Source organism: Nocardia sp. NPDC056541, from assembly GCF_042794235.1.
GTDB lineage: Bacteria > Actinomycetota > Actinomycetes > Mycobacteriales > Mycobacteriaceae > Nocardia.
Genome location: NZ_JBHTUD010000004.1, coordinates 178429 through 193483 on the forward strand (window position 1 = coordinate 178429; position 15055 = coordinate 193483).

General features: G+C 66.3%; 14 protein-coding genes. 10 read left to right on the top strand and 4 right to left on the bottom strand.

Annotated elements, in window-relative coordinates; translation table 11 throughout:
• Genes pdhA through ACFQ9R_RS08575 form a run of 3 tightly spaced genes read left to right on the top strand, consistent with a single transcriptional unit; the run spans position 1 to position 3394 of the window.
• Positions 1-1098 carry a pyruvate dehydrogenase (acetyl-transferring) E1 component subunit alpha gene (pdhA, locus tag ACFQ9R_RS08565; RefSeq protein WP_378989711.1) on the top strand — a complete coding sequence of 366 codons (1098 nt, stop codon included), beginning with the start codon at positions 1-3 and terminating at the stop codon, positions 1096-1098.
• Positions 1099-1118: 20 nt separating this feature from the next.
• On the top strand, positions 1119-2102 hold the full coding sequence (locus ACFQ9R_RS08570; protein ID WP_378989712.1) for an alpha-ketoacid dehydrogenase subunit beta: 984 nt from the start codon (positions 1119-1121) through the stop codon (positions 2100-2102).
• A 26-nt stretch (positions 2103-2128) separates the two neighbouring features.
• Entirely contained in the window at positions 2129-3394 is a 1266-nt protein-coding gene (locus tag ACFQ9R_RS08575) for a dihydrolipoamide acetyltransferase family protein (protein ID WP_378989713.1), read from the top strand.
• 48 nt (positions 3395-3442) lie between these two features.
• Here ACFQ9R_RS08575 and ACFQ9R_RS08580 read toward each other — a convergent pair whose 3' ends face one another.
• The gene (locus ACFQ9R_RS08580; RefSeq protein ID WP_378989715.1) at positions 3443-3646 is read right to left on the bottom strand and encodes a hypothetical protein; all 204 of its coding nucleotides are present in this window, start codon (positions 3644-3646) and stop codon (positions 3443-3445) included.
• 578 nt (positions 3647-4224) lie between these two features.
• On the opposite strand from ACFQ9R_RS08580, the gene ACFQ9R_RS08585 reads away from it, so the two are divergent.
• Positions 4225-5664 carry a helix-turn-helix domain-containing protein gene (locus tag ACFQ9R_RS08585; protein WP_378989716.1) on the top strand — a complete coding sequence of 480 codons (1440 nt, stop codon included), beginning with the start codon at positions 4225-4227 and terminating at the stop codon, positions 5662-5664.
• Here the strand turns inward: ACFQ9R_RS08585 and ACFQ9R_RS08590 are convergent.
• Positions 5647-6741, bottom strand: a complete 1095-nt coding sequence (locus ACFQ9R_RS08590) for an alpha/beta hydrolase (protein WP_378989717.1) — start codon at positions 6739-6741, stop codon at positions 5647-5649. The genes ACFQ9R_RS08585 and ACFQ9R_RS08590 overlap by 18 nt on opposite strands.
• Before the next feature lie 119 nt (positions 6742-6860).
• Between ACFQ9R_RS08590 and ACFQ9R_RS08595 the strand changes: the two genes are divergently transcribed.
• Together ACFQ9R_RS08595 and ACFQ9R_RS08600 are read left to right on the top strand one after the other, a co-directional pair.
• The gene (locus tag ACFQ9R_RS08595) at positions 6861-8564 is read left to right on the top strand and encodes a hypothetical protein (protein WP_378989718.1); all 1704 of its coding nucleotides are present in this window, start codon (positions 6861-6863) and stop codon (positions 8562-8564) included.
• Positions 8565-8677: 113 nt separating this feature from the next.
• The gene (locus ACFQ9R_RS08600) at positions 8678-9490 is read left to right on the top strand and encodes an alpha/beta fold hydrolase (protein ID WP_378989719.1); all 813 of its coding nucleotides are present in this window, start codon (positions 8678-8680) and stop codon (positions 9488-9490) included.
• A 31-nt stretch (positions 9491-9521) separates the two neighbouring features.
• Here the strand turns inward: ACFQ9R_RS08600 and ACFQ9R_RS08605 are convergent, their stop codons facing one another.
• Positions 9522-10025, bottom strand: a complete 504-nt coding sequence (locus ACFQ9R_RS08605) for an SRPBCC family protein (RefSeq protein ID WP_378989720.1) — start codon at positions 10023-10025, stop codon at positions 9522-9524.
• A gap of 166 nt (positions 10026-10191) precedes the next feature.
• Between ACFQ9R_RS08605 and ACFQ9R_RS08610 the strand changes: the two genes are divergently transcribed.
• The 3 genes from ACFQ9R_RS08610 (at position 10192) to ACFQ9R_RS08620 (ending at position 13536) form a co-directional block, all read left to right on the top strand.
• A complete protein-coding gene (locus ACFQ9R_RS08610) occupies positions 10192-10557 on the top strand; it encodes a BlaI/MecI/CopY family transcriptional regulator (RefSeq protein WP_378989721.1) in 366 nt (121 codons plus the stop codon).
• Positions 10554-11504 (top strand): M56 family metallopeptidase, encoded by a 951-nt coding sequence (locus ACFQ9R_RS08615; RefSeq protein WP_378989722.1) that lies wholly within the window; start codon positions 10554-10556, stop codon positions 11502-11504. The genes ACFQ9R_RS08610 and ACFQ9R_RS08615 overlap by 4 nt, the downstream gene beginning before the upstream one ends.
• Positions 11505-11583: 79 nt before the next feature.
• Positions 11584-13536: a peptidase gene (locus tag ACFQ9R_RS08620; protein WP_378989723.1), complete on the top strand. Its 1953-nt coding sequence runs from the start codon at positions 11584-11586 to the stop codon at positions 13534-13536.
• A 12-nt stretch (positions 13537-13548) separates the two neighbouring features.
• Here the strand turns inward: ACFQ9R_RS08620 and ACFQ9R_RS08625 are convergent, their stop codons facing one another.
• Positions 13549-14385, bottom strand: a complete 837-nt coding sequence (locus tag ACFQ9R_RS08625; RefSeq protein ID WP_378989724.1) for an SDR family oxidoreductase — start codon at positions 14383-14385, stop codon at positions 13549-13551.
• A 136-nt stretch (positions 14386-14521) separates the two neighbouring features.
• Between ACFQ9R_RS08625 and ACFQ9R_RS08630 the strand changes: the two genes are divergently transcribed.
• Positions 14522-14995 carry a MarR family winged helix-turn-helix transcriptional regulator gene (locus tag ACFQ9R_RS08630; RefSeq protein ID WP_378630766.1) on the top strand — a complete coding sequence of 158 codons (474 nt, stop codon included), beginning with the start codon at positions 14522-14524 and terminating at the stop codon, positions 14993-14995.
• Positions 14996-15055: the final 60 nt, after the last annotated feature.

The following is a 15055-nucleotide window of genomic DNA, read 5'->3' on the forward strand; positions in this document are numbered from 1 at the left end:
ATGACCACGACCACCGCGCGGAGCAAGCCCGCCCGCAAGCCGGCCGAAACCGCCGCGCCCGCTTCGGATGTCGACTCCGCTGTCGCGGCCGAGAATCCCGAGACCCTGCGTGGTCTCTACCGCGACATGCTGTTCATCCGGCGCTTCGAGGAGCGCACCGCACAGAGCTACCAGCAGGCCAAGATCGGCGGCTACTGCCATCTCAACCTCGGCGAGGAAGCAACGGTCGTCGGCCTGGGCGCGGCGATGCGCCCCACCGACTACCTGTTCACCAACTATCGCGAACACGGATACGCGCTGGCCAAGGGCATCGAACCGGGCCGCGTGATGGCCGAGCTCTACGGCCGCTCCACCGGCACCTCCAAGGGGTGGGGTGGCTCGATGCACATGTACGACACCGCGACCCGGCTGCTGGGCGGCTACGCCATCGTGGGCGGACAGGTTCCCCTGGCGATCGGCGCGGCGCTGGCTATCGACTACAACGACGGCGACGACGTCGTGGTGTGCCAGATGGGGGAGGGCACCACCAATATCGGCGCCTTCCACGAATCGCTCAACATCGCGGCGCTGTGGCGGCTGCCGGTGGTGTTCCTGGTGATCAACAACCAGACCGGCATGGGGACCACGGTCGAGAAGTCCTCGGCCGAACCGGATCTGTGGAAGCGCGCCGCGGCCTATCGCATGCGCGGGGAACGGGTGGACGGTACCGATGTGCTGGCCGTGCGCGACCTGGCGAGCGAACTCATCGAAGGTGCCCGCCGGGAGGGTAAACCCGCACTGCTCGAAGCGGTGAGCTACCGGCTCAAGGGTCATTCGGTGGTCGACCCGGCCAAGTACCGCAGCACCGAAACCGTTGCCACGGTGCGTGAACACGATCCGATCGTGTTGTGGCAGCGGCGTTTGCTCGCCGCCGGTGTGCTCACCGAAGCGTCGCTGGCCGATCTCGACCGTGAGGTGGCAGACGGTGTCGCCGCCGCCGTCGAATTCGCCGACGCGAGCCCGCATCCGGAGCCGTCGAGTCTGTTCGACTACACCTACGCCACCCCGGTGCCGGGCGATTCCCGCCGTCTGCCCGCCGATCCGCTCTTCACCCACTGAGGACTCCCACTGTGCCTGTCATGACCTATCGCGAAGCGCTGCGCGAGACCCTGCGTGAAGAGATGCGACGCGATGACGACGTTTTTCTGATCGGGGAGGAGATCGGCGTCTTCGAAGGCTCCTACAAGATCACCGCCGGTCTGCTCGAGGAGTTCGGCGAGAAGCGAGTACGCGACACCCCCATCGCCGAGGAAGGTTTCGTCGGTGCGGCGATCGGCGCCGCGATGCTCGGATTGCGCCCGGTCGTGGAGATCATGACGATCAACTTCTCGCTGCTGGCGCTGGACCAGATCGTCAACCACGCCGCGAAGATCTACGGCATGTTCGGCGGGCAGACCAATGTGCCCATGGTGATCCGGACTCCCGGTGGCGGCGGCCAGCAACTCGGGGCGACGCATTCGCAGAACATCGAGTTGTACTACGCCTTCGTGCCCGGTCTGAAGGTCGTGGCGCCCAGTACTCCCGCTGATGCGCGGGCGCTGCTCAAGGCCGCGATCGCCGACGACGATCCGGTGTTGTTCCTGGAGAATCTGTCGCTCTACAACACCAAAGGCGAAGTGCCCGAGGATCTTGCGCCTGTCCAGATCGGCAAGGCGGCGGTCACCCGGGAGGGTACCGACATCACGCTGATCGGCTACTCCCGGATGGCCACCGTCGCGACCGAGGTCGCGCAACGTCTTGCCGGCGAGGGGATTTCGGTGGAGGTGATCGACCTGCGCAGCTTGCGTCCGCTCGATCGCGACACCATCGTGGCCTCGGTCCGCAAGACCGGGTGCGCGGTGATCGGCGAGGACGACTGGCTCACCTACGGCATCGGCGCGGAAATCGCGGCCTCTATCTCCGACGGTGCCTTCGACTATCTCGACGCGCCGGTCCGCCGTGTCGCGATGGCCGAGATCCCGCTGCCGTATGCCAAGCCGCTGGAGAAGCTCGCCTTGCCGTCCGCGGAATCGCTCTATACCGCCGTGACGGAAACCTTGGCCGCTGTCGGCCGGCGGCGCTGAGAACCAGGAACAGGACGGACAAGATCATGCCCGAAATCGTCATGCCCCGGCTCTCCGACACCATGGAGGACGGCGTCGTCTCCGCCTGGCTCAAACAGGTCGGCGACCAGATCACCCGCGGCGAGATCGTCGCCGAGATCGAAACCGACAAAGCGCTGATGGAACTCGAAGCCTACGACGACGGAGTGCTCGAGAAGATCCTCGCCGAGCCGGGCGTTCGGGTCGCGATCGGTGAGCCGATCGCGATCGTCGGCGACGGCACCACCTCGACGGCGGATTCCGGTGCCGCTGCTGCGGTGACGCCATCCGTTGCCGTGCCATCCGCTGTCAACTCTCCTGCCAGAGACTCTGCACCACAACGTAGTTCGCACAGTGAGCCCGTCTCGGTCTCGCCGAGGGTCGTGGTCAAGTCCTCGCCGCTCGCTCGCAAGATCGCCCGCGAGTTGCAGGTCGATATGGACTCCGTCGTGGGTACCGGCCCTGGTGGGCGGGTCACCAAACGAGACGTGGAGGCGGCCCACAGCGTCGCGGCGCCCGCTGACATCTCGACGCCGTCACCTGAGGCGAGTGCGGTTGCCGTGCAGTCTGTTCCGGCGTCAGGGGAGTTCGAAGAGGTCGCGCTGACCAACATTCAGCGCGTATCGGCAACTCGGCTCACCGAGAGCAAGCAGCAGGCGCCGCACTTCTATCTGACCAGCGCGATCGACGTGACCGAGCTGTTCGCCTTCCGCGCGCGGATCAACGCCACCCTGGACGCGGCGGGCGAGAGCAAGGTCAGCGTGAACGACCTGCTCGTCAAGGCGGTCGCGACTGCACTGCGCAAGGATCCCTCGGTCAACGTGAGTTTCGCGGGCGACAAGCTGTTGCGCCACCAAGGAATCCACATCGGCGTCGCGGTGGCGACCCCGGTCGGACTCCTCGTCCCGGTCATCCGTGACGCCGACCGCAAGAGCGTCTCCGAGATCGCGACCGAGAGCCGCGACAAGGCGACCCGCGCCCGCGATCGCAAGCTCCGCGCCGAGGACATGTCGGGCGGCACCTTCACCATCTCCAACCTCGGCATGTTCGGCATCGAACAATTCACCGCGGTGATCAACTCGCCCGAATCCGCGATTCTCGCCGTGGGAGCGGCGGCCGACGAACTCCGCCTCGACAACGGCGAAGTGGTCGCCCGCAAGATCCTTCGCGTCACCATGTCCGCAGACCACCGGGCCATCGACGGCGCGGTCGCGGCCCAATTCCTGGCAACCCTGACGGAATTCGTCGAAAATCCGCTACGGATCGTGACGTAACAAGGACACCCGGTCTCTGCGGATGCATTTCCGCAGAGGCCGATTACCTCATCCCGCCCCCCATTCCCACAGCCATCCCGCCACCTGCAAATGCACACGGCAATCGTCCGGTCGGTGCTGGTTGTGCAGCGCCTGAAGCTCCAACGCGCGGGTGAAGGTCAAGCCGAGGAGCTGCACCTGGCACATGTGCTCGGCCAGCAGGCCCGCGGCATCCACGAACATGTTCTGCGCGTTCGGATCTGGCGTAGACATGGCGGATCGCCCTTCGATTCGAGATAGCGGTAAGTATGGCGGGCACTTGCGAGCTGCTGGCGAACTTCAATCCCAGAGCCTGGCGCACGGGAGGGGTGGTAGTTCGCGGTGAAGTTCGTCGTCGATCGTCACGACGAACTGCGGGCGGCCTCGAGTCAGTTCGTCGGCGACATGTCGAGCTTGGACTGGCTGGGCATAGCGTCTCCGGTTCAGCAGCTTCAGTGGCGGGATTTGGACGCACCCGGCACCGGGGCTTTCGCCACCGCCCTGCCACCCACGGGCAGACCGGTGCGCCGCGAAAGGGATTCGCGGCGTCGCCCGGTGCCGGATACCTGCCTCAGCCTTGTCGCCGAAGCCCCCCGGCGGTATGCCGCGACTTCGCCCCGGCGTATGCGCCGGGCGTATGGCCGGGGCTTCTGCTCGCTGCCTCTGACACCGCCCCTTGAGCCCGAAAAGCCCTTTAGTGCAGGGAGTGTCGAGGTATGCATGAAACGTATAGCGCCCCTGATCATGGGCTGGTACGGTCCACCTGACCAGGGGAAATGGCATCACCCGAGCGAATCCGGGAGTAGCAAGTCATGACGCGGGCACCCAGAACGCAGCGTTACTGCGCTCACTGTGGGAACAGACTCAGCAGTCACAACGCCCAGAAATTCTGTCATCCTTGCGATCTCGCCTTTCGCGAACAACTGGCTCACCCACCTCAGGTACCCGCCGGATTCTGGCAAACCGACCAAATGCGAGATGCGCTGTCTACTTGGCATATCGGCCGGGTCATCTACGCCTATCGGCTACATCCGCACCATGGTCGCGTTCTGCCACAGGAACTGATCGCCTCGTGGCTCGGCCTGACCCAAGCCCAGCTGAGCAGGATCGAGAAAGGCCCCGCCCCCGAACATCTTTCGCGCCTCACCCAGTGGGCGCAGGCGCTACGCATTCCGGCTGAGTTGTTGTGGTTCAAGTTGCGCCTGGCAGACGAGGACGAAGCCACCGCATCTGACCACCACGACGGCGATGCAGGTCTTCGTCTCGCGCGGTGGCTCCTCGCCGGTGGCCGAGGGACACCACCAGCTGCCAGCCACACCGGCGACCTCGGGCAGATCGCACTGGCACTGGATGATGCCTATCGCTACTTCGACGGTTCGGTGGTCGAGTTCTTCCGCGATCAGCTCGCCCGGTGCAAGGCCGATGACGGCCAACGTGGCCCGACTGGGGCATTGCCCCTGATGCTGGCGCTTCTCGGTGCGATCACGCGGCACAGCAAGGACGTGCGGCCCGATATTCGTCGGTCACTGCTGACGGTTGGCGCCGATGGTGCCGAATTCGCGGGCTGGCTGTACCGCGATCTCTACGATCCGGTCACGGCTACCTTCCTGTACGACCGAGCGATGGAGTGGGCGCAGGCGGCGGGCAGTCTGCCCATGCAGGGCTACGTCCTGCTCAAGAAGTCGCAGATGGCCTACGAGTCCAAGGATGCCGCTGCGGTGTTGGGGCTGGCGCAGGCTGCCGAACAGGGGCCGTGGCAGTTGCCTGCCCGTGTTCGGGCCGAGGTGGTACAGCAAGAAGCCCTGGGGCTGGCCATGATCGGCGAATCGGCGATCGCGGTCGAGCAGTACCTCGGCGAAGCTTCCGAACTGCTGACCCGAACCCACCCTGACGACGACCAACTGTTCGGCACCTACTTCAACGAAGGAACCCTGCAACTGCGCTCGGCGACCTGTTTCACCGAGGCAGGCAAACCGCAGCGGGCCGTGGAGATGTTCGGCACGGTGCTGGCAGGCAACGGGTTGTCTCGGCGCGACAGCGGCTTCTTCAGCGCCCGGCAGGCCAACGCCCTCGCCCTCAGCGGTGAACCGGATGAAGCTGCATCCCTGGCCACTACCGCCGTCAAGGTTGCCCGCGAGACGCGCTCAGAACGAACGATGAACGTGATCATCGAAGTGTTGCGGGTGCTCGAGCCGTGGCGGAACCGCGCCAGTGTTCGTGCCCTGCACGAGGTGCTAGCTCCTGCCCGATGAACCGGTGGTGAGCCACTGGGCCACGGTCTCGATGACGAATACCTGATACTGCTGGCTCTTCGGGTTCAGGTACTGCGGATCGTCGTGGACGGCGAAGCCGTGTTGCGAACCGTCGACCTCGACCAGCTCGACCGGGGCGGTGAACTGGTCGAGGGCCTGGCGGGAGCCGTCGATCGACACGAGTGTGTCGGCGTTACCGTGGACGATCAGGGTGGGAGTTCGGATCTCGCCGAGGACTTCGTTGGGCTTCAGCCAAAACACCTCGTTGAGCAGTGGGCGACCATGTTTGAGCGACGGGGTGAACTGGATGGCACCGGCCTGGTTCAGCTCCTGGGCGGCTTCGTCGCTGATGACCTCGTTCGTCCAGTACGGACGGCTATCGATAGTGCGCTTCTTGTAGTCGACCTGAGGATTGAGCAACACCAGCCGTGTCAGCTCGTCAGGACGCTTGGCAGCGTAATAGGCGCAGATGCCGCCGCCGAAGCTGGCTCCGAGCAGGCTCAGCGCCGCGGCACCGGTGGATGCCCGCAGTGCCGCCAGCGCAACCCGGATATCGTTGAGGATCGTCGACAGCGTCAGTTCTTCCTGTCGGCCCTCGCTGTCCCCGTGACCACGCAGATCGAACCGCAGCGAGGCAACCCCGGACTCGGCCAACCCATCCGCCAGCCGGGTGAAGAAGCCACCCTCCTCGCGGGTGACACCACCACCGTGCACCAGCAGCGCGGCGTGAGCCGGCGGTTGGTCAGGGGTGACGATGGTGCCTGCCAGGTGCAGGCCGTCGAGGGTGCGGATGCTGGTGATGGTGCTCGTGGAAACCACAGGGCCAGTCAACCAAACAATCGGCGAGGGTTCTATACGCCGGTGGCTGCGTCGTCGAGTATCGGCAGTCCGTTCACCGAGGACGCGCCGCATACTGTCGACGAGATCCGGGCCGAAGCCAAGGTTCAGGCGGTCATCGCCGAGGTCCGTGGCGCCGGCGCGGCAGGAGACGGAGCCATCAGCGCGACCATCGACGCAGGCGAACGCTGCCGGGTTCCCAGACGATGCGACGGACTTGTGCGCCGCCGGTCCACGCATTTTCAGCGGCCTTGGAGATGGGCTCGCTGTTGTGATCGAAAACAGGTGCGGGCCTATTCCGGTTGCCTCACAGTGGGACAGGGTCCGATATCGGTGACCGTGAATAAGGGAATGTTCGTATGCGACTTCGGCGAAACAGCGTCTCGGCATTGGTGACAGCATTGGCGATGGCCGGAATCGGCGTGTCTGCCGCAGCCCCGGTCGCGAGCGGTGAGGTGCCCGTCCGCACGGAAACGGTGTACTCGACTTCGTCGCCGGTGACGTCGGTCGTCGCATCGAAAGTCACTCTCGCGGTGCCGTTGCCGCCGGGCAGCCTGCCGCATCCGCAGGCGTGCGACACCCTGTCGTATCTGCGGTGGCGGGCGATCGACGGACCGCGGTCCTCGGCCGACGCCGAGCGTGTCCTGGTCGCGCAACCCGGCGTCTTCGAGGGGGCTGGCGCCTTCGACAGTGTGGCGCGCAACACTGTCGCGTCGGCGGCGGAGTCGGGACGATACATCGAATTCTGGGCACTGGATCGTCGGTCGAATTGCTTGGAGGACCACACCGGGGTCGCCGCGGCCTTACGGACCGGATCGTTCGATACCGCGGCGGACTATTACTTCCGCGGCGCCGAGGCCGACGGTCGCCGGTTCAGCGGATATGCCGACGGTGCGGCAACAGCGTGGTTGCGAGATCAGGGACTCGCACAAACCCTGCGCGACCAATACGACGTGCTGCGGATCGAATTCCCCGACCAAGCGGTGCGCAAGCGAAAGATACTGTGCGGCGGCCATTCGCTGGGCGGCTTCGTCACCGGCTATTTCGCGGAGTGGGACTTCGACGGGGATCCGGCAACCACCGATGACGCCGGATATAACCAGTGCTCGGGCTATTTCGCGCTCGACACCACCATTCAAGCCGGACTGAGCCTGCGCGGCCTTCAGGTCCCCGAGCTTCCCGCGCCGATTGCCGGATCGGTGGAAGCCGTATCGCTGCAACTCGATACCGCGCTGCCGGTCTTACGCCTGCCCGCGGTGATCAATCCCGAAACCACCAATCTGCTCGCCTTGGCAGGCCTCGCGGCCAGACTGAGTCCCGACGGCGTCAACGACCTCGTACGACGACTGCCCGACAATCCCAATGTCGCCGCAACCCTGCGAACCCTGCTCTCCCAGGACGCCGCCATGTTCGTCACCGGACAACCGGATGTGCGTGACCTGAACGCCACCAACGAAGCTGTGCTGGGCGCGATCCTCGACGACAATTCCCAACCACTCGGATTCCTCCAAGCGAGCGTGGGTTTCCCCACCGGCGGCCCGATCGGCCCGAAATCCTTTCCCCTTCCGGACTCGATCGCACTGAGCCCGCTGGCGATGGGGATGTTCGGCGACGCACCGAAGGTTTCGCCGACGGTCTACCACCCGGATACCCTCTATCGCTGGGCGGACTACGACGACACAGCGGAACTGAGTGCCCACTACACGTCCTCGACCAGCGAAGTGACCGCCATCGGTGAACTGGCCCGCAGTCTGTGCGAACCACCCCTTGACTTCACCGAATGGTATTTCCCCACCCGTCTCAGCCTCGACCTCCAACAGACGACGGCACCGTCGTTCGCCGTTCATCACATCCATCTCGACGGCGTGGATCGCAACCCCATCCTGACTTTCCGCAGCAGCGGCGGTATCCCGGTCGCGGACTCGGGAAGCCCCCAGGACGAAGTGATCCACCTCCCGGGCTACAACCACATCGACGTCCTCACTGCCGCGGCTCATCAGAACGACGGCAGACCCGAGGTGGTCTCCACTCGTCTCGCCGAATTCGCCACCGGCGCTTCCTAGTGCGGGTGTGCTGCGGCCGCCGCCGATCGGGGGGTGTCTGTGGGGCGAAGGCTCGCGTCGAGGCCGAACGCGTCGACCGGGCCCAGCGCGACCGGGGTGAGTAGCATCTGCCCATGAGTTCCGGTAAGTCCTCGGTCGTCCTGTTCCATGGCGTCACCATGTCGGCGGCGGCGTGGGAGGACGTCGTTCCGCGCCTGACCGATCATCACGACGTGGTCGCGCTGACAGCGCTCGGGCATCGGGGCGGGCCGGCGGTGCGCGAGCGTCCGGTCAAGGTGCGCGACATCGTTGACGCGGCGGAGCGCATGCTGGACGAGCGGGGTATCGGGAAGGCTCATCTCGCGGGGAACTCGCTCGGTGGGTGGATGGCCATCGAGCTCGCGTTGCGGGGTCGGGCATTGAGCGTCTGCGCGCTCTCACCTGCCGGGTTCTGGGATGGTGGTGGCCATGGGCAGACCGGCGCGGTCAGGAAGCTGCGCCGCTTGGGCGCCCTGGTCGAGCTGTCGCGACCGGTTCAACCGGTGGTCATGCGATCGGCGGTGGTCCGGCGGCTCGCGCTGCGCGATATCGCTTGTCGCGCTGATCGTTTGACACCGGCGCAAGCACTGACAGCGGCCGCCGACCTCATCGGGTGCACGGTCACCGAAGACGTGCTCGACACCAGGGAGCAGATCGCGTCGGTGTCGGAGTTGCCGTGTCCGATCACCCTGGCCTGGTCGGAGAAGGACGCGATCCTGCCGCCGGCGGTCAATGGCCGCATCGCCCAGGAGCGCTTCCCGCGGGCCCGCTTCGAGATCTTGCCGGGCGTCGGCCATGTGCCGATGATCGACGATCCGAAACTGGTCGCGGCGACGATTCTGGCGACGACGGGCGCCGTGCCCACCACGACGGGCGTGCCGTCGGCGAGCCTTGACGGCGACCGGTAGGAAGACGGTTAGGCCCCTCCGGCGCCCGCGTTCAGTCGTTCGACTCGAAGTGCTGCTTGAGGTTGCGCAGCGTGCGGCGGATGTTCTTGCGCTGGAATTCCACGAAGGTGTCGCCGCCGGTGGCGATCCGGTCGAAGACCTGAACCGCCGCGTCCGGCCATGACTTGCGATCGTCGTGCCAGGTCTCGGTGACCAGGGTGCCACCGTCGTCCGGCTCGAACCGGTAGTCCCAGGTCGCGATACCCGCGCGGATCCATGGCCGCCGGACGCCGATCGCCTCGACGCGGAACGCGAACCGCTGTCCCGGCTCGGCCGCGATCACCACGCAGCGGGTCACCCAGCGAGCACCGCCACGCTTGTTCAACCCTTCGAATTCCATTCCCACATAAGTGGACTCGCGCGGTTGGGCCACCTTGGCGCCACGGTTCTCCGGGCTCCACCGACCCATCAGTGTCGGATCGCTGACCTGCTGATAGATGGACACCGGATCGGCAGCGATGTCGATGCTGTCGAAGACGGTCGTGGTGCGGCTCATGGGCACGAACCTAGCCGACTGTGGTGCCGGCGCCGTAGCTCGGTGATCGCCGCCTCGGCGGACCGAGGACATCTCACAGCATGTCGTCCGAAAAACTATGTCCGATAGTAAATTGGGCGGGCGGCATCCGGTCCGGTGGTGTTGTCGCGGCGGACGAGGGGGAGTGATGAAGGGGCTCGGGGCGCTGGAGAGCCAGGTGATGGCTGTGCTGTGGGAGAGTTCGGCGGCGCTGTCGGTGCATGATCTGGTGGATCGGTTGGACAACGACCAGCGGGTTCCCGCGTACACCACCGTGCTGACCGTGGTGACGCACCTGTGGGAGAAGAAGTGGGTGCGGCGCGAGAAGGTCGGGCGTTCCTATCGATACCGGCCCAGCCGGACCCGGGCCGAGGCGACGACCGATCTGCTGCGCGAGATCCTCGACGCCAGCCCCGACGCTCCCGCGGTGCTGTTGCATCTGGTCCGCACGGCCAGTGCGCCCGAGGTCGAGGCGCTGCGCCGGGGACTCTCCGACGACGAGCGCGGACCATGATCCTGCTGACCGCGTTGCTGGCGGCCGGTATCGCGCTGGCTGTGCTCGCTCCAGCGTTCCTGTCCCGGGTCGATTTCACCGCCGCCCCGGTCGCCGGGTTGGTGGCGTGGCTGGGTGCGCTCGTCGCGACGATCGGCTGTGGGGTGCTGGCCGTGATCGCATTGGCGTGGCCGGGCGATCCGCCGGGAAATGTGTTGGCGGGCACCGTGGTGCGCAGTCTGGCCGCGGTCGAACCGGCGGTCGTCACCTGGGCGGCGGGGCTGATCATGCCGATCGCCGTGGTCGCCACGATCGTACCGACCGGACAGCTGGCACGGATCGTCGTCGGCTACCGGGGGCGCGGGGCCGCGCTGCGCCGCAAGCACTGGGAGTTGGTCGAGATGGTGGGCCGGGTCGATGGGGCTGGGGCGAAACTGGTCCGGCTCGATCATCCGATTCCGCTGGCGTACAGCGTCGCCGGGCGCGGTGGGTACGTGGTGGTCACCGACGGGCTGCGGAGCTGCCTGACCGAACCGCAGTGGCGTGCGGTACTCGCGCACGAACACGCGCATCTGCGCGGGTTCCATCACCACATTCTCGGCGTCTGTCAGGTTCTCGCCCAAGCCTTTTCGTGGATTCCGCTCTTCGCCGCGGCTCCGGTAGCCGTCGCCACCTTGGTCGAATTCGCCGCCGATCGGTCGGCCGCGGCCTCGACCGATTCGCGGGCGCTGTCCGGGGCGCTGCATACCGTCGCCTCCCGCATGCCGTCGATCCCGGGCACGTCGCTGCGGTTGATCGATGACTCGCTGTCGATGCGTCTCGAGTGCCTGGCGGCCGCGCCGGAGTCTCGTGCGGTCGCACGCCGAACGGCGATCACGATGCTGGTCGCCGTGATGCTGCTCGCGCCTGCGGCGGCGGTGGCCGTGGTCGGTGTGAGTGCGGCACTGGTGAGCGCGCTGGTGGTCTGAGAACCCGCCACAAAAAACTATGTTCCATAGTATTTTGACCGAGAAAGGTGAAATACCTCTAGTTCAGAATTGAGAAGTCTTGCGTTCCACCATCTCCCGTCGGGGACCAGCAGGTTCGACGTACCTACCGATACTCGCCGTCACCCTGATCGCCACAGGTCTCGCGGTGCCGGGGCACGCCACCGCTGATCCAGGACAGACCCGCTATTCGCTGGTCGACGGCTGCTACCGAATCGACACGCCGACAGGGCCGTTGGTCCCGGGAGCCGGGCCGTACCGGATGCGGGCTACAGCGCTCGGCGAATACCTGCTCTACGGTCGTAACGGCGACGTCCTGGCAGCCGGACAGGGGGTGATCAGCCCCGCGACGAACCCGACGCCGTCGGCGGTATGGAAGGTGGACGGCACCGGTGCGAGCGGATTCGTTCTCAGCAACAGCGAAACCGCGACCAGCACGCCCGCCACGTTCGTCCAGGACACCGGGTGCGCGGACTTCCCCGAGGCACAGACCGGCGCCCAGGGAACTCCGGGCCCCAGCGTCGGCGCCGACGGCGCGGTCGTGGGCGCCATCGACGCGCACGCGCACGTCACCGCCTACGAATTCATGGGCGGCAACTTTCACTGCGGCCGCCCGTGGCACCCCTACGGAGTGAGCTACGCGTTGCCCGATTGCGCGCAGTACCGCACCGGCACCAACGGTGTGATCGCCGACTTCCTCGACCACGGCGAACCGTTCCACGCCTCCGACACCCGCGGCTGGCCTACCTTCCGCGACTGGCCGAAACCGTCGGTTCTCACCGCCGAAGGCACCTACTGGACCAGCATCGAGCGCTCGTGGAAGGCGGGCCTGCGCGTGATGACCGTCGATCTGGTGGACAACGAATCACTGTGCGCCATGATGACCGATCGCCGAAACCCCTGTGACGACATGGCTTCGGTGCGCAGGCAGGCCGACAGCCTGCGGGCGTTGCAGGACTACATCGACGCCCAGGCCGGTGGGCCCGGGCAGGGCTTCTTCCGCATCGTCACCGATCCGGCCCGAGCACGCCACGTCGCCGCGTCCGGCAAGCTCGCCGTGGTCCTCGGCATGGAGTTGTCCGACCCGATGGGGTGTGGCGTGTTCCTCGGGCAACCGGAGTGCGGCCGAGCCGACGTCGACCGCTGGCTCACCGAACTTCGTGCCATCGGCGTGAGCAGCTTCTTCCCGGTACACAAGTTCGACAACGCGTTCGGTGGCACGAAAATGGATCACGATGTCACCGGCCTGCTGGTGAACGCGGGCAACTTCATGCAGACCGGCACGTTCTGGAACGTCCAGCCCTGTCCCGGACCCGAACAGGACAGCACCCAGCTCTCGGTGCCGCTCGCCGGTCATATCAACCAGTTCATCGCCGATCTCACCGGCCCGCTGCTCGGCGGCGCACCACTGCCGCTGTACGCGGCGGGATCTCACTGCAATGCGCGCGGGCTGACCGACCTCGGCGAGTACCTGATCAACGCGATGATCGACCACGGTTTTCTCATCGAGATAGATCACCTCAGCGAAGCCACCGCGGAGGAAGTCATGACGATCATCGAAAAGCGTGGCTACCCCGGTGTGCTGTCCTCACACGGCTGGGACTCGCCCACCACCACCGAACGGGTCTATGCGGCAGGTGGTTTCGCGACTCCCTATGCCGGTGGGCCCGCGAGCTTCGTCCAAGCCTGGCGGGAAGCCCGCGTGCTGCCCCGGCCCGGCGCGGAGTTCGGTTTCGGCTTCGGTTCGGATATGAACGGCATCGCCGGCCAGGGCGGCCCGCTCGGACCCGGCACCATCCGATATCCCTTCGTCTCCCACGACGGCGCGGTGACATTCGACAGGGAACGATGGGGCGAGCGCACCTTCGACATCAACACCGACGGCACCGCGACCTACGGAACCTACGCCGACTGGCTCGAAGCGGTCCGTGTTCTCGGCGGCCCGGAGATCATGGCCGACGTCTTTCGCGGTGCCGAGGTCTACCTGCGCCTCTGGGACGAGGTCAGGTCATGACGCGCCCAGGTGCTACTGACCCTGGTGCGCGGCGTCGAGGAGCGGCTGCCCGATGACACCCATCGCCTGCGACGCGCCACCGAGGACCCACCCGCCGTCAGCGGGAAGCACAACACCGGAGACGTAGTCGGCCAGCGGGGAAGCGAGGAAGCGGCAGACGTTGGCGACGTCGCGGGGGGTGCCGTAGCGGCGCAGCGGGACGCTGCCGGTGACCAGGGCCCGGTCCTGCTCGGTCGGGGCCAGCCTGGCCATGCCCTCGGTGCCATCGATCGGGCCCGGGATCACACCGTTGACGCGGATGCCGAACGGGCCCCATTCCATCGCCAGGACCTTGGTGAGCATGTCGACGCCGGCCTTGGCCGCACACACGTGCGCCTGGGTGATCGTCGGCAGCTCCGACTGCGGTGCCGAGATGTTGATGACGGAGGCGCCGGGCTTGCGCAGGAACTGGTAACTCGCGCGCAGGACGTTGTAGGTGCCGAGCAGGTCGATGTCGACGACCGACTTGAATCCGTTGGCGGACATGCCGACGGCGGCGGCGGGGAAGTTGCCTGCCGCACCGGAGATCATGACGTCGAAGTCGCCGAACTGCTCGTGCACCGATCGCAGGACGGCTTCGGTCGCGCTGTAGTCGCGGACATCGGCGCTCCCACCGAAGGCTTCGGCCCCGAGCTCGCGCAGCCGTTCGACGGCCGCGTCGACCTTGTCCGCGGAGCGGCTGAGCACCGCCACGCGAGCACCGGCCCGCGCGAAGTCCTCGGCCACGCCGAGATTGATGCCGCTGGTGCCGCCCGCGACGACGACGACCTTGTCGGCAAGGTCGATCTTCTGGATGAATTCTGACGCCATGCCGGGCAGACTATCAGTAGTACGAACTATTATCTGTAGCGATTATCGGTGATGATGGCTGCCGATGACCGACGCGGGTGTGGCGCCGACTACGATCGCCTCTGCTGTCCAGCTCAGAAATCGAGGTTTCCCACCAGTGACCGAACCGTTGATCCCGGACATGGTCGCCGACCACACCAGCTGCCTGCTGATCAAGCTCGGGCAGGTGATGTTCCGGGTGAGCGAGGATCGGCTCGCCACCCTGGGCTTGCGGACCAGGCACTTCATGATCTTGAAGGTGCTGGCAGGCGACCAGGCCAGCTCTCAGCTCGAACTGGGAACCCGGCTGCGCATCGACTCGACCACCATGGTCGCCGCGATCGACCATCTGGAGTCGGCGGGCCTGGCCGCCAGGATTCGCGATCACCGCGACCGCCGCCGGTTTCTCGTCGAGATCACCGAGCAGGGAATGCGCGCCGTCGAGCAGGCCGACGAGCTCGTCCGCACGCTGAACGACGACCTCTTCGACGGTCTGGATCAGGATCAGCGCGCGAACTTGCACCAAGCGTTGCTGGCGATGAATTCCGGCGAGGCGTTGCCGCGGGCTTACGACGCCGTGCGGCAACGCTGACCCCCGCGCGAGAGCGTTCCACCGGATCTCGGTGCCGGTCGATCCGGTGGAACGGGGTTT

What these genes read in the sequence shown, in the direction of transcription:
- ACFQ9R_RS08605 (WP_378989720.1), bottom strand. Translation starts at nt 10,025, where the DNA reads ATGAGCCGCACCACGACCGTCTTCGACAGCATCGACATCGCTGCCGAT.
- ACFQ9R_RS08600 (WP_378989719.1), top strand. Translation starts at nt 8,678, where the DNA reads ATGAGTTCCGGTAAGTCCTCGGTCGTCCTGTTCCATGGCGTCACCATG.
- ACFQ9R_RS08580 (WP_378989715.1), bottom strand. Translation starts at nt 3,646, where the DNA reads ATGTCTACGCCAGATCCGAACGCGCAGAACATGTTCGTGGATGCCGCG.
- ACFQ9R_RS08570 (WP_378989712.1), top strand. Translation starts at nt 1,119, where the DNA reads ATGACCTATCGCGAAGCGCTGCGCGAGACCCTGCGTGAAGAGATGCGA.
- ACFQ9R_RS08590 (WP_378989717.1), bottom strand. Translation starts at nt 6,741, where the DNA reads ATGCGTGGACCGGCGGCGCACAAGTCCGTCGCATCGTCTGGGAACCCG.
- ACFQ9R_RS08610 (WP_378989721.1), top strand. Translation starts at nt 10,192, where the DNA reads ATGAAGGGGCTCGGGGCGCTGGAGAGCCAGGTGATGGCTGTGCTGTGG.
- ACFQ9R_RS08575 (WP_378989713.1), top strand. Translation starts at nt 2,129, where the DNA reads ATGCCCGAAATCGTCATGCCCCGGCTCTCCGACACCATGGAGGACGGC.
- ACFQ9R_RS08615 (WP_378989722.1), top strand. Translation starts at nt 10,554, where the DNA reads ATGATCCTGCTGACCGCGTTGCTGGCGGCCGGTATCGCGCTGGCTGTG.
- ACFQ9R_RS08625 (WP_378989724.1), bottom strand. Translation starts at nt 14,385, where the DNA reads ATGGCGTCAGAATTCATCCAGAAGATCGACCTTGCCGACAAGGTCGTC.
- ACFQ9R_RS08585 (WP_378989716.1), top strand. Translation starts at nt 4,225, where the DNA reads ATGACGCGGGCACCCAGAACGCAGCGTTACTGCGCTCACTGTGGGAAC.
- ACFQ9R_RS08595 (WP_378989718.1), top strand. Translation starts at nt 6,861, where the DNA reads ATGCGACTTCGGCGAAACAGCGTCTCGGCATTGGTGACAGCATTGGCG.
- pdhA (WP_378989711.1), top strand. Translation starts at nt 1, where the DNA reads ATGACCACGACCACCGCGCGGAGCAAGCCCGCCCGCAAGCCGGCCGAA.